General features: G+C 48.4%; 13 protein-coding genes. 6 read left to right on the top strand and 7 right to left on the bottom strand.

Annotated features, from left to right (window positions below; genetic code table 11):
* Nucleotides 1-2: 2 nt before the first annotated feature.
* Nucleotides 3-362: a hypothetical protein gene (locus H6G00_RS18850; RefSeq protein ID WP_190644735.1), complete on the top strand. Its 360-nt coding sequence runs from the start codon at nt 3-5 to the stop codon at nt 360-362.
* A gap of 296 nt (nt 363-658) precedes the next feature.
* Nucleotides 659-2029 carry an LCP family protein gene (locus H6G00_RS18845; protein WP_190797966.1) on the top strand — a complete coding sequence of 457 codons (1371 nt, stop codon included), beginning with the start codon at nt 659-661 and terminating at the stop codon, nt 2027-2029.
* A 189-nt stretch (nt 2030-2218) separates the two neighbouring features.
* On the opposite strand, the gene H6G00_RS18840 is transcribed toward H6G00_RS18845, so the two are convergent.
* From H6G00_RS18840 to H6G00_RS18820, 5 genes are all read right to left on the bottom strand, one after another.
* A complete protein-coding gene (locus tag H6G00_RS18840) occupies nt 2219-3145 on the bottom strand; it encodes an alpha/beta fold hydrolase (protein ID WP_190797922.1) in 927 nt (308 codons plus the stop codon).
* 217 nt (nt 3146-3362) lie between these two features.
* Nucleotides 3363-4169 (bottom strand): phosphate ABC transporter ATP-binding protein PstB, encoded by an 807-nt coding sequence (pstB, locus tag H6G00_RS18835; protein ID WP_190689282.1) that lies wholly within the window; start codon nt 4167-4169, stop codon nt 3363-3365.
* Nucleotides 4170-4231: 62 nt separating this feature from the next.
* Nucleotides 4232-5152: a phosphate ABC transporter permease PstA gene (pstA, locus tag H6G00_RS18830; protein ID WP_190797921.1), complete on the bottom strand. Its 921-nt coding sequence runs from the start codon at nt 5150-5152 to the stop codon at nt 4232-4234.
* Nucleotides 5149-6090: a phosphate ABC transporter permease subunit PstC gene (gene pstC / locus H6G00_RS18825; protein WP_190797920.1), complete on the bottom strand. Its 942-nt coding sequence runs from the start codon at nt 6088-6090 to the stop codon at nt 5149-5151. Before pstC ends, pstA begins: the two co-directional genes overlap by 4 nt.
* Before the next feature lie 108 nt (nt 6091-6198).
* The gene (locus H6G00_RS18820; RefSeq protein ID WP_190797919.1) at nt 6199-7263 is read right to left on the bottom strand and encodes a PstS family phosphate ABC transporter substrate-binding protein; all 1065 of its coding nucleotides are present in this window, start codon (nt 7261-7263) and stop codon (nt 6199-6201) included.
* Nucleotides 7264-7501: 238 nt separating this feature from the next.
* Between H6G00_RS18820 and H6G00_RS18815 the strand changes: the two genes are divergently transcribed.
* From H6G00_RS18815 to H6G00_RS18805, 3 genes are all read left to right on the top strand, one after another.
* Nucleotides 7502-7912, top strand: coding sequence for a DCC1-like thiol-disulfide oxidoreductase family protein (locus H6G00_RS18815; RefSeq protein ID WP_190797918.1), 411 nt, complete (start codon nt 7502-7504; stop codon nt 7910-7912).
* Nucleotides 7913-8339: 427 nt separating this feature from the next.
* Nucleotides 8340-10004, top strand: a complete 1665-nt coding sequence (locus H6G00_RS18810) for a Ppx/GppA phosphatase family protein (protein WP_190797917.1) — start codon at nt 8340-8342, stop codon at nt 10002-10004.
* A 381-nt stretch (nt 10005-10385) separates the two neighbouring features.
* Nucleotides 10386-10574: a hypothetical protein gene (locus H6G00_RS18805; protein WP_190642812.1), complete on the top strand. Its 189-nt coding sequence runs from the start codon at nt 10386-10388 to the stop codon at nt 10572-10574.
* Nucleotides 10575-10713: 139 nt separating this feature from the next.
* Here the strand turns inward: H6G00_RS18805 and H6G00_RS18800 are convergent, their stop codons facing one another.
* Together H6G00_RS18800 and H6G00_RS18795 are read right to left on the bottom strand one after the other, a co-directional pair.
* Nucleotides 10714-11205, bottom strand: a complete 492-nt coding sequence (locus H6G00_RS18800; RefSeq protein WP_190642811.1) for a Tic20 family protein — start codon at nt 11203-11205, stop codon at nt 10714-10716.
* A gap of 124 nt (nt 11206-11329) precedes the next feature.
* Nucleotides 11330-11527, bottom strand: coding sequence for a hypothetical protein (locus tag H6G00_RS18795; protein WP_190642810.1), 198 nt, complete (start codon nt 11525-11527; stop codon nt 11330-11332).
* 276 nt (nt 11528-11803) lie between these two features.
* Between H6G00_RS18795 and glyA the strand changes: the two genes are divergently transcribed.
* Complete coding sequence (gene glyA / locus H6G00_RS18790) at nt 11804-13090, top strand: serine hydroxymethyltransferase (protein WP_190797916.1); 1287 nt, start codon at nt 11804-11806, stop codon at nt 13088-13090.
* Nucleotides 13091-13568: the final 478 nt, after the last annotated feature.

Here is a 13568-nt window from a genome sequence, read left to right as displayed (position 1 = left end):
CCATGAAACGTGCCAACCCGTTTGTAAATCAGGATATTAGGCGCATTCAGACATTCATTTACCTGATTCCGGTGGTTGGCTTTTTCCCGGCACTGTGGACACTTTATCGACGGCAGGGCAGCCGTGAGCAACGGTCAGTGAGTCGGCTAGCAGTAACGTTGGCAACGGGTTGGCTATTTGGCTATCTGTTGCTGGGAACGGGTGCATCCGCTTCTCATGCCTGGGCATTACCGCTTTTGATTACCAGTAGTTTGCTGACCTCTGGCTATTTTCTTGTGAATATTTGGCTGATGGTGCGCCTGTGGCAGCGTAAGGCAATATGGCTGCCAGGAGTGAGCCAGGTGAGCGATCGCCTACCTTGAGTCGGCATCCCTACCACCTTTAGCAAAAACGCTGGTACCATGCTGCTGATAGCTGGAAAATCCTGTAAATCAGTCCCCAGTTGCTCACAAAGTGGTAGATTTTCTTGCAAACGTCCGCTTTGTAGCCTAATTCATCATTAACCTGTGCCCGAAATGTGCCCTCTCTGATAAACTTGCACCTTCAGACCTAGTACGTGTTGAGGAAGTTTGTGTCAACTCCAAAAGCTCATCACTCCCGTTCGCCACATCCTAGAATCCCTCAAAAGAAACCTGTCAGACGTTGGCTGTGGCTCACGATGGGTTTGGGTGGAGTGGCGATCGCCTCAGCGACAGCAGGGGCTATGTTGGCGGTGTCTCTTGCCAGCACACCTCTGCTGCAAAGTGAGCTTACAGCCGAAGAAGCTGAAGTGTTTGACCAGGGCGATCGCATTTCAACAGGCATGAACTTCCGCCTGCCCCAGCTTACTCGTCCCGTTAACATCCTTGTGCTGGGAGTGAAAGTACTAAGTTCTGATGTTGAGAATCCTCCTGAAGAAGCCTTAGATTTGGGCTATCACTCACTGGTCAATTCCTTTGAGGGACTGTCAGATACCATGCTGCTGCTGCGGTTTAATCCTGAGACTAAGCAGTTGGTTATGCTTTCTATACCACGTGATACCCGCACTTACATCGATGGACTGGGTGAAACCAAGCTCAATGCTGCTAACGCCTACGGTGGACCAGCCTTATCAGCAGAATCCGTCAGCGATCTCTTGGGCGGAGTCAGCATCGATCGCTATGTTCGCATCAACGTTCAGGGTGTAGAAAAGTTGATTGATGCTTTGGGCGGCGTAACGGTGTATGTGCCTCAAGACATGAAGTACACCGATGAGAGCCAGCACCTTTACATTGATTTGAAACAAGGGGAACAGCACCTCAACGGTGAGCAGGCAATGCAGTTTTTGCGTTTTCGCTATGACGAAAAAGGCGATATCGGACGAGTGCAGCGTCAGCAAAGCCTGATTCGCTCCATGCAGGAGCAAGCGCTAAGCCCAGCTACACTAACTCGGTTGCCACAGATCCTTTCGGTAATCCAATCCCATGTGGATACCAACCTAGCCGTTGAGGAACTGGTGGCGCTGATGGGATTTGCCGCTCAGAGCGATCGCTCAAATGTGCAAATGCTGATGCTACCCGGAGACTTCAGTGCTCCCGAGGACTACGAAGCTAGCTATTGGCTGCCTAACCTTAACCAGATTGACGAAGTAGTGAGCCAATATTTTGGCACTGGCACAAGCTACGGTAGCAGCTATGACTTTGACCCAGGATACTTGAGAGTTGCAATTCAAGATAGCACCGAAGATCCAGACGCAGTAGATAACCTGGTCAATGCGCTTTATGACATGGGCTATAGCAATGTCTACATCGACAACAGTTGGAGTGAGCCGCTCAGTGAAACTCGCATTATTGCTCAGCAGGGAAATGTCGAGGGGGCTGAAGCCATTCAGCAGGCTTTGGGATTAGGCGAAGTGCGAATTGAAAGTACAGGCAGCCTAGAGTCTGACGTAACAATTCAGCTAGGCAGAGATTGGCTACAAGGGCAAAGCTCCAGCGATGAGGCTGATGGTAATGATCCATATAGCGACGAGCAGTATGGCAACGAGCAGTATGACAGCGAGCAATACTAACCCATTACAGCCATTTTCCGATGGGTAAGCATAGCGTAGGGGGCGTTCGCGAACGCCCCCTACAGGGATTTGTGGTTAATCCAAGTGGAAACGGCTGTAAGTAGCCATACAGCTCAGGACAAGAAAGCGGGCAGGTCCTCACTCTGTCCTGCTTTCTTGTCCTGAGCTGAGGTAACTAGCGCAGCGACTTCAATACGTCTCGTGGGTCGAAGTTTGGGATAAAATCCACTCCTGCAAAATTGGGTTTACCAGTTCCGGTGCTTCATCTTGAGGACAATGACCAACACCTTCAAGGAGAATGAATTCTTTAACAGCAGGAAAGTTTGCTAAATCGCGTCCCAGAGCGATCGGCTCCCAGGGATCTTGAGTTCCCCAAAGCAAAATTGCAGGACAGGGCAGCACTTCTAGCAAATCTTCAGGCAGCGGACCCTGAGAATAACCGGTGAATGCTAGAAATACATCTGCCGCACCCGGATCAGCCGCCGGAGCCATCAGCATGTCTACCAATTCGTCGGTTACGGCTTCAGGACGGATATAAGCTTTCAGCAAAATTTTGCGGACGGTATTAGGACGAGCAATTAATCTGAAAAAATTGTGACCCAACCAGCGAACTGCTAGAACCCTCTGTAGGAGCGGTGCGCCCATGCGTCGGTACCAGGGTAAGGTAGCACGACGGCGATCGTGCAGCAATCGCAATGAGCAGTTGAGCATAGCGATTCCCAGCACGGAGTCAGCATGACTAACGGCAGTTTGCATTGCAACGATACAGCCGATTGAATTTCCAACCAGATAGGCGGGAGCACCAATGACTTCTTGGCAGAAATCAGCAACTTGCTGTGCCCAAGTTTCAAAGGTGTATTCAATTTCGGTAAAAGGAACGGGCTTAGCAGAGCTACCAAAGCCAATCAGATCGATCGCATAAACTCGACAACTCTCTGCCAGGGCAGGAATGTTTTTACGCCAATGCTGCCATGAGGCTCCAAAACCATGAATCAGCACAACTGCTGGACCCGATTCTCCTTCAGCCTGATAACAGATAGGAAATCCTTTCCACATCCAGGTTTGAGAGGGTGAAAAAGAGCTAACAGCAGCTGGGAGGTTTGAAGTTAGAGACATCGCATCGCACCGACGAATGGGCTATTACAAATCTTTACCTTTCTTTATTGTGCCAATCAATCTCTAAAAAGGCATGACCAGGATTATAGATTTGCGGCGATCGCTCCACTCCAATCAAAGCAAGCTTCCTCGGTAAAAATTAGAGGGGAGAAAAAATTAGAGCGCAGAAGCATCACCTCTACGCTCAAACTTAGCTGCATTAGCAAAATCACAGGTTTTAGCCAAAACGACCGCTAACGTAGTCTTGAGTTGCTTGCTGAGTTGGGTTGTTGAAAATATTTTGGGTGGGCGCATATTCCACCAGGTAACCCTGCTTGCCGCCTTTTTCAGTTGCTTGAGCGTTAAAGAAAGCAGTCATATCAGAGACACGAGAAGCCTGCTGCATGTTGTGCGTCACAATCACGATGGTGAACTGCTCTTTTAATTCGTGCATCAAGTCCTCAACCCGGAGGGTAGAAATGGGGTCAAGCGCAGAACAGGGTTCATCCATCAGCAGTACTTCGGGTTCGATGGCGATCGCTCGCGCAATGCAAAGCCGCTGCTGTTGACCACCCGAGATGGATAGACCACTTTCCCTGAGTTTGTCTTTAACCTCTTCCCAGAGCGCAGCTTTACGGAGCGATCGCTCTACTAACTCATCCATATCGCCCTTGTAGCCATTGATCCGCGCCCCAAACGCAATGTTTTCATAAATCGATTTAGGGAAAGGATTTGGCTTCTGAAACACCATTCCAATGCGGCGACGCAACTCGGTAGCATCCACGCTCCTATCGTAAAGGTCAACTCCACGATACTGAATCGTACCCTTGACATGAGCGCCTGGAATCAGGTCATTGAGACGGTTAAAGCAGCGCAGCACCGTACTCTTACCACAACCCGATGGGCCAATAAAAGCAGTAATTTTGCGCTCAGGAACATCTACCGAGACATTGCTAACTGCCAAAAAAGAACCGTAATAGTAACTGGCTTGATCAACATGGAAAGCTGTGCCGGTGCCAACGGCTGTAGAAGGATTAGTCTGCATGAAACATTGACCTTTTCATTTCAAATAATTAGAACCAGCGAAGATACCAACACATCCAAGGATCAAACCTTTCCAGCCTGGAACCGATTTCGCAAATAGATTGCCGTTGCATTCATGATCAACAGCACTATCATCAAGACAATAATTCCAGCCGCAGCGTTGGTGTGAAACTCTGCCTGAGGACGACCTACCCAGTTAAAAATCTGAATCGGTAAAGCGCTAAAGCCACCTTCCCGAAAAGATGGAATGTACGGTACGAAAGTTTGCGCTCCAATTACAATTAGCGGCGCAGTTTCACCGATCGCCCTAGACAAAGCCAAAATCGTACCCGTTAAAATACCTGGAAATGCCTGGGGCAGCACATGCTCTCTCACAGTCTGCCAACGCGTTGCACCTAACGCCATCCCTGCCAGTCGCAGACTATCTGGCACTGCTCTCAAAGCTTCACGGGTCGCAACAATAATAACCGGCAAAATCAGCAATGCCAGCGTCAAGCCTGCGGCAAACACAGTACGACCACCCGTGATAGGTAGAAAAACGCGAACAAACACCGCCAAGCCGAGCAATCCATAGATGATGGATGGAACAGCGGCCAGGTTACCGATGTTAATCTCAAGAATTCTGGTGAAGAGATTATCCCTAGAAAATTCTTCTAGGAAAATGCCTGCCCCAACTCCAATTGGAAAAGCAACAAGGGCCGTGATAAATAGCAACCAAACTGTGCCTACCAACGGAGCTAAAATTCCTGCCCGTTCAGCGCTACGAGAGGGGAAGCTAGTGAGAAACTGCCAATTTAACCGAGGAAGGCCATCAACTAAAACATCAATCAGCAGAAATGCCAGCACAACTAATCCCGCTATAGTAGCGACCCAGCTAGCAATTCTAAAAATATTGTCTAGCCTGTAGCGACCGGATAGGTTTGGGTTAAACCTCTGCTTAGCTAAATCATCCTGTGAAAAAGCGTTTGGATCTGTGGCTGTCATTCGTACTTCTCCCGGAAACGGCGAACGAACCAGAAACTAAAACTATTTAGCACCAGGGTGATCAGAAACAGAGTCATTCCCACCGCAAAGAGAGTGATGTACTCAATTGAGCCAGTTGGCGCGTCTCCCCCGGCAACCTGCACGATAAACGAAGTCATCGTCTGAATCGGCACGCGAGGATCAAGCGTTAGCCTTGGGTTTTGTCCGGCTGCAATGGTGACAATCATTGTCTCCCCCACCGCTCGCGCTACTCCCAGGATGAAAGAAGCCACAATTCCTGAAAGAGCAGCCGGTAAGACAACGTTAGTAATCGTCTCACGCTTAGTTGCTCCTAAAGCATAGGAACCTTGTCGGAGACTTTGGGGCACAGCATAGATTGCATCTTCACTAAGAGAGGCAATCGTGGGCAGGATTGCGATTCCCAGTACAATTCCAGCACTCAAGCCGTTAAATTGCTGAAGACCAGGAACAAAAGTCTGCAGAATTGGGGTTACCAAGAAAAGAGCAAAATAACCAAATACAACCGTTGGCACCCCTGCCAAAATTTCTAGGGCTGGCTTTAGCCAGCTGCGCACCTTGCGAGGTGCATATTCGCTTAAACAAACAGCAGCCAGAATTCCCATTGGCATCGCCACAATTAGAGCAATTACAGACGTAAGCAGCGTGGCGCTGATCAGCACCATGATGCCGTATTGGGAATTGGTGAAGAGAGGAGTCCACTGGGTATCTGTCAGAAAATCCCAGATGGGCACTTCCCGAAAGAACAAAATGGTTTCAAAGACCAGAGTGAGAACGATTCCGATGGTTGTAAAAATGGAAAGAATGCCAAAAGCTCCAAACAAGCCTTTTGCCAACATTTCCATTGTCTTGCTGAGCTTGCGGTTTGGTTGCCAGAGCCCACTGTTTTGAGATGGGTCTGGTAATTGACTGGTAGTCATAATGACAAATTTGGAGGGGAGGCAGGGAACTAGCTCTCTAAGACGAATGCTTAAACTGAAGCCGATCGCCCCCATTCGGTGAAATGGGGGCGATCGGCACTAGCCAAACTACTGGGCCAAAATCTCAGGTAGGGACGCACCTTCGGCGGCTTCTGCAAACGCCGATCCCGTTACACCATTCTCTAAACGAGCCTGTACGAGTGGAGTAAGCTCATCACCCAGAGGTACATAGCCAACTTCCTCTACTAATGAGGCGTTTGCCTCATCAACGTAGAAGTTAAGAAACTCTTGAATATGGGGTTCTTCAAGCGCTGCGGTGCTGACATAGATAAAAAGCGGACGAGAGAGAGGAGCATAGCTACCGTCTAGCACAGTTTCGGCACTGGGTGCAACGCAACCTTCACCACCATCGACTTGAACTGCTTTGAGGCTATCTGCGTTCTCCTCATAGTAAGCGTAGCCAAAATATCCAAGTGCATTGGGGTCACCAACTACACCCTGAACGATCACGTTATCATCTTCGCTGGAGGTGTAGTCTCCACGACTTGCACCTTCTTCACCGTTGACAACATCTGTGAAGTAATCGAATGTACCAGAATCAGTTCCGGGACCATAGAGCGCTAGAGGCGCATCTGGGAAAGAGGGGTCAACCTGGTTCCAGTTGCTAACAGTGCCCTGAGCTTCGGGTGCCCACATGGTGTTGAGCTGCTCAATGGTCATGCACTCTGCCCAATCATTTTCGGGGTTAACCACGACGGTCAGTGCGTCTTGAGCAACTGGGAGTTCGATGAATTCAATACCTGCTGCTTCACATGCAGCAATTTCATCTGCCTCAATGATGCGAGAAGCGTTGGAGATTTGGGTTTCACCAGCGCAGAACTTTTCAAAGCCACCACCCGTACCAGAGGTACCAACCGTAACCTGAACGCCATTGTTGGCAGCCATAAACTCTTCTGCCATCGCTTCAGAGATAGGGAAGACGGTACTGGAACCATCAATAGCGATGGTTCCACTCAGATCGCCACCGCCCTCAGCTGGTGCTTCAGCCGTTTCGCCTTCGGGCGCTTCGGTGGAGGTGTCAGTGCCACCCCCCGCACAAGAGGACACAACGAAAGTGAGAGCAATTGAGGCGGCTAGATATGCAAAACGCTTTGAACGAAGTTGAAACAGCATGATCTTTGGGTGTTGTAAATCTGTTTGGGAAACGCCTGCATCCTACCGTTTGAGTGTAAAGATAAGGTTAAGTAAACTTGTCTTCTGGAATACTTGGCCCGAAATTCTGTAGTCCACTATACGTTAAAAGTTCAATAACTGCTGCTAATAGAGATTTTTAGGCTAAATTTGAAGTATTAATTTTGTTTAAATTTGTTCATTTCTACGTACTGACGATCACTTTTTGATCACATTTACCATGACCCACTACGTAATCTATGACGGTAACTGTAATCTCTGCTCTACGCTAGTTCAGTTGCTTGAAAAACTGGATCAGGGTAAGCAATTTCAATATGCACCAATGCAGGACCAGGCAGCACTGGAGCAGTTTGGCATTACGTCACAGGACTGCGAAAAAGGAATGCTTTTAATCAATGCTAACGTTCCCCAACAGCGATGGCAGGGCAGTGATGCGGCTGAAGAAATTGGGCGTTTGCTACCGCTAGGTGAAGTGTTTGTAAATGCGTATCGAGCAATGCCTGGGGTGAAGTGGGGGGGCGATCGCCTCTACGTCCAAGTTCGCGATAATCGCTATGCCTGGTTTGGCCGACGCTCTAGCCTCTATGAGTCTGCTTATCCAATCTGCAACACCGATGCTTGCAGAAAGTAGAAGAAGGGCTGAAACGAGCCACGATGAAGGTATAGCACTGTTTTAGCTCGTGAATCAAATCCAAACCGTTAGACTGTAAACTCTATGTAAATTCCTGGGATCTAGCTGCAGCCAGATGTGACTCTTGGCGACAATCTGGTAGACAATAGGGGGTGAAACAGGAGTGTGGTAGCACAGGTAACTCCCCGTTGCCAGTGTTTCTGTCTGAATTTGATCGCTTGCCACAGATCAGCCCTAAAGAAGCCTCCGGACGCTGTAATCCCAGTGGAGTAACTGGATAAAGACTTCAATCTAGCAAGGTTCCTCGGTAGTTCAGGCAAAACTTAGTTTGTCTGGATTAGTGTGCTGCGGCTAGATTACCTTTGTTGTTACCTCATTCAGATCTAGACAGAAGTCCGTCCCAACATTGAAAACCCTGGATGTTTGGATGATTAATTCGATTTACGAGACTAAAGATCACTTGTTTAGTTTTCCATCAAGTAGCGTTACTCAAGATCGTATTTTGGCGGCGATCGACGTTGGGACTAATTCTATTCACATGGTTGTAGTGCGAATTCAGCCTGCAATTCCTGCATTCACCATTATTGCTAAAGAAAAAGCGACAGTGCGTCTGGGCGATCGCGACAGAGAGACAGGCAAGCTGACTCCAGAGGCAATGACGCGGGCAATGGATGCTCTCAAGCGCTGCCAAAAAATTGCTCACAGCCTCAATGCTGAAGATATCGTTGCCGTTGCCACTAGCGCTGTCCGAGAAGCCCCAAATGGGCGAGACTTTCTTCAGCAGATCGAGAGCGAACTGCGGCTAATGGTCAACCTGATTTCAGGACAAGAGGAAGCCCGCCGAATTTATTTAGGTGTGCTGTCGGGGATGGAGTTTGGCAACCACCCTCACGTCATCATCGATATTGGTGGCGGTTCCACAGAACTAGTGCTGGGCGACGGGCACGAACCCCGTACCCTCAGTAGCACAAAAGTTGGAGCAGTACGACTGACGGCTGACATTGTTAACACTGACCCGATCAGCAACAACGAATTTAACCATCTGCAAGCCTTCGTTCGAGGAATGCTAGAGCGATCGGTAGAAGAATTACAGGCTCACCTAAACGCTGGCGAACTGCCTCGCTTAGTCGGTACCTCTGGCACGATTGAAGCTTTAGCCGCAATTCACGCTCGGGAAAAGCTAGGAGTCATTCCCACTCCACTCAATGGCTATCAGTTCAGCTTGAAAGACCTGCGAGAACTCGTTAACCGTCTGCGTAGACTGAACTACCAGGAACGGCTAAATATTCCTGGAATGTCAGACCGTCGCGCCGAAATCATTGTAGCTGGGGCAGTCATTTTGCAAGAGGCAATGACCCTGCTGGGTATGGAGACGGTCACGATTTGCGAGCGATCGCTCCGAGAAGGAGTCGTTGTTGATTGGATGCTAACCCACGGGCTGATCGAAGACCGACTGCGCTTTCAAAGCTCTGTACGCCAGCGCAGCGTTGTCAAAATTGCTCGCAAATATGGAATTAACCTAGAGCACAGCGAACGAGTTGCCCAATTTGCGCTTACCCTATTTGACCAAACCCAAGGCACGTTACACGACTGGGGTGCAGAAGAGCGAGAATTGCTGTGGGCGGCCGCCATGCTCCACAACTGCGGACACTTCGTCAATCATTCCTCTCACCACAAACATTCCTATTACTTAATTCGGCAGGGAGACTTATTAGGCTATACCGAAACCGAAATCGAAACCATCGCCAATTTGGCCCGCTATCATCGCAAAAGTTGCCCTAAGAAAAAGCACGAAAACTATCGAAACCTGACTAGCAAGCAACATCGTCGCATCGTCGAACAGCTCAGTACCCTATTACGTCTAGCCGTTGCGCTCGATCGCCGTCAAATAGGTGCAGTTCGGCAAGTCACCCTCAAGTACGACTCCAACCAGCGGGAACTGCACCTGTTGCTTCAGGCAAAGAAACCTGGAGATGATTGTGCCCTCGAACTTTGGAGCCTCGACTACAAAAAAGGCTGCTTCGAGTCCGAGTTCAACCTGAAACTCATTCCCCAACTAGAACAATCTGAGCTGTTAAATGCCTCATCCTAATCCTCAACTTAAGCTGCTTCAAAGCCCTCATTAAGCCGAGTATCGAGATAAAGATAAAGCTCCTCGCTAGCTTGGAAATAAATACCGATCCATTCCTGGCAACCGTCCTTGCGTGTGAAATACGGGGCGCGTGGGCACAATAGGAATACTTTTAGACCTAGTCGTTTGGCTTGATAAAAGTTGAAATAGGGTGAGAACACTGAGCAGGAGATAGCTAAACTATCTCCTTTTTTGTCTTAACTGATAGCGGTGCTTGTTGAATGGAATACAAAGCGTGGCATACAGCAACAGCTCGATCCGCTGCCGCCGCTATACGCCACGCAATTAGAATTACTATAAGTGACTAGCGCGTTAGGTTAAGCAGTTTCAGGTAAACCTTGAATGGATAGTAATGCAATTTATATTTTGAAAGTATTCATCGTTTCGGGGGGTCTAGCAGTAGCCATCAAATATGTTATGCCCCTTTTGTCTATTTCATCCAGTACAGCAATTGTTTTAACTTTGGTACTCTTGCCAAGTGTTGCACTGGCGATCGCCTTGGCATGGCGGGCACAACAGCAGCTTTCGTGAAAGTAGCAAAGTTGACGTGACATAGGACTGGGAAAGCTAGGGCTGGGAAAGCATTCTCGTAAGCTTCACTCCAATAAAAAAGCGCTGGCTCAATCTGCACCAGCGCTTAGCATTTAGAGCAGTAAGAGTACTAGCCTTGCTAGCGAACCTGCATGTAAACCGCATCTGAAAGGGTCGGAATCTCTGCGTAGCGGCCCATCGCAGACTGAATAATGGAGTAAACAACTGCGGCAATCATGCCAAAGAAAATGACGTTATAGACTGTTTCAATAATCAGTCCGCCACCTAGACCTGAACCAAACAGGCTTAAAATAAATTTGCACAAAACTAGAATGATGTCTAACAAGATCGCTTGCATCGCATTGAACCGGATGAAGTGGTTAATGCTTTCGTTCCTGACTACAAGCAGGAACAAGGCAAAGAATACGATCAATCCACCAAATCCAAATAAAGCCCTATCTATGGTGCTGTAAACTAGCAAAATTGGAGTTAGGGGCAGAAGAATTACTTCAAGCGCAGGAAACTGCCGGAAGAAATATATACCAAAAGCTAGCCCGTCAATCAGGGGCAAAAGATAGGGCAGACAAGCGAAAAAGCGATCCTTGGGGTTAGTGGAGCCACGCCAGCTCATGTTTTGCTCTCCTCAAATTGGGGCTACTTTCTTACATTTCTACACTAAGACCAGGATAGCGCAGTCGCTCAGTCAACAAAAATCTGTCTAAGCGGGTAGTTGGAGTAGGACAGGGCTAATTCAATCACTCAATGTTCGCAATTCGGAACCCCATCTGACACTCAAATTGAGCGGGTTGACTGTCAGTCAACTTACCAAGAGAACGACCGCACAAAAGCTGACCTTGCTGCCAGCGAGGTTGCCCGGTTTGACTAGCCATCAAGCAAGTTTGACAAACTTGATGGGGAGAGAGCAGTTGATTTTCCATCAAGATGACTAGCATGAAGCACCTACCTTAAGCGGGTAAGCCTAGCCCACTAGCTCTAATCTTAAGCTACTCCTTTAGAGGAGTTGTCAAGGGTATTACATACTTTAACGAGTCCTTAATGAAAAGACTTGAATGGCTGATCCAACCCATGAAGTCGATGCAGTGAAGCGTTATGATCATTAACTCGGGATAAATTTAGCTTGTGAATTGTGAGCAGCCAAGAACGGTTGATCATCAATCCGGCTACCGTGAATGAAACTGTGCTGAATTGTGGATTTTGGGGGTTTGTCTGTGACTCAAGCTGTAGCTAAAACGACCGTTCAAACTAATTTAGATTTTGTAGAAAAAACCGATCCGGCGGTTGCTGGCTTGATTCAGAATGAACTCCAGCGCCAGCGTGATCACCTAGAACTGATTGCGAGTGAGAATTTTACGTCTCCCTCAGTGCTGGCTGCTCAAGGTTCCGTATTGACCAACAAATATGCAGAGGGTTTGCCCCAAAAGCGCTACTACGGCGGTTGTGAATTTGCTGATCAAATCGAGCAAATTGCAATCGATCGCGCAAAAGAGCTGTTTGGCGCAGCTCATGCCAACGTCCAACCTCATTCTGGCGCACAGGCAAACTTTGCGGTTTTCCTGTCCCTGCTAGAGCCAGGTGACACAATCATGGGCATGGATTTGTCTCATGGTGGGCATTTGACGCACGGTTCCCCAGTCAACGTGTCGGGCAAGTGGTTTAAGGTGCAGCACTACGGCGTTAGTGCGGAAACAGAGCAGCTTGACTACGACCAGATAAGAGATCTGGCGCTAAAACATCGTCCTAAGCTATTGATTTGCGGGTATTCGGCTTATCCACGAGTGATTCGGTTTGACCAGTTTAGGGCGATCGCCGACGAAGTTGGGGCCTTGCTGCTAGCAGACATCGCTCACATCGCCGGATTAGTCGCAACCGGACATCACCCCAATCCACTACCCTATTGCGATGTCGTCACCACCACCACCCATAAAACGCTGCGTGGACCACGGGGCGGTCTGATTTTGACCCGTGATGCAGAACTGGGCAAAAAACTGGACAAAGCTGTCTTTCCAGGTTCTCAGGGTGGGCCACTAGAGCATGTGATCGCAGGGAAAGCCGTTGCCTTTGGTGAAGCCCTTCAACCTGAATTCAAAACCTACTCAGCTCAAGTGATTCGCAATGCTCAGGCAATGGCAACGCAACTCCAGGAGCGTGGATTTAAGCTAGTTTCAGGCGGCACTGACAATCATCTAATTTTGGTTGACTTGCGCTCTGTTGGCATGACGGGTAAGCGGGCAGACCAACTTGTAAGTGGAGTCAACATTACGGCAAACAAAAATACGGTGCCCTTTGACCCAGAATCACCTTTTGTCACGAGTGGGCTGCGACTCGGCTCACCTGCAATGACCACTCGCGGCATGGGTACACCAGAGTTTACCGAAATCGCCAACATTATTGCCGATCGCCTGTTGAATCCAGAAGATGAGGCAGTAGCTCAAAACTGCCGACAGCGAGTTTCAGCCTTGTGCGATCGCTTCCCCCTCTATCCCCACTTGGGCTAATTACCTAGCCAAGGTTGCTTTATGAAGTTGATTTTTCGTGCATAGAACACGAAAAATCAACTTTTTTTACTTAAGTTGCTAAATACATCTCAGGGGTTGAGAGAGCCACACCTTGTGTCAAGAAGCCCCATTGGAAAAGAAAATTGAAAGCCTGCCTCTTTGTGAAGCAAGAATGATGCTCTTAACTCTACAAAGAGCTTTTATTAGACAAGTCGTCACCCTTAGTTCAAAAAATGGCATTGCTGATTTGATGTATGAAATTCGTAGAGTCATGCATTGCCATGACTCTACAGAGGGAACTAAGATTCGCAAATCATACCTGCATTCAGCAACGCCCAAAAAATATCTCTTGCAACTTTTCCTATTAAGGGGTTTGCGGAAAAATAAAGTACCCATTACTGTGGAACAATAGTGATGTCCCATTTGGGCAATGTTTCAGAACGTTGCCAGAAGGGTAAGTAGTCTTCTAACTCGTGTT

It is taken from the genome of Leptolyngbya sp. FACHB-541 (assembly GCF_014695875.1).
Classification (GTDB): domain Bacteria; phylum Cyanobacteriota; class Cyanobacteriia; order Elainellales; family Elainellaceae; genus JAAUTN01.
Note: the sequence above shows the minus strand (reverse complement) of the source record. Positions and strands in the feature narration are given on the sequence as shown.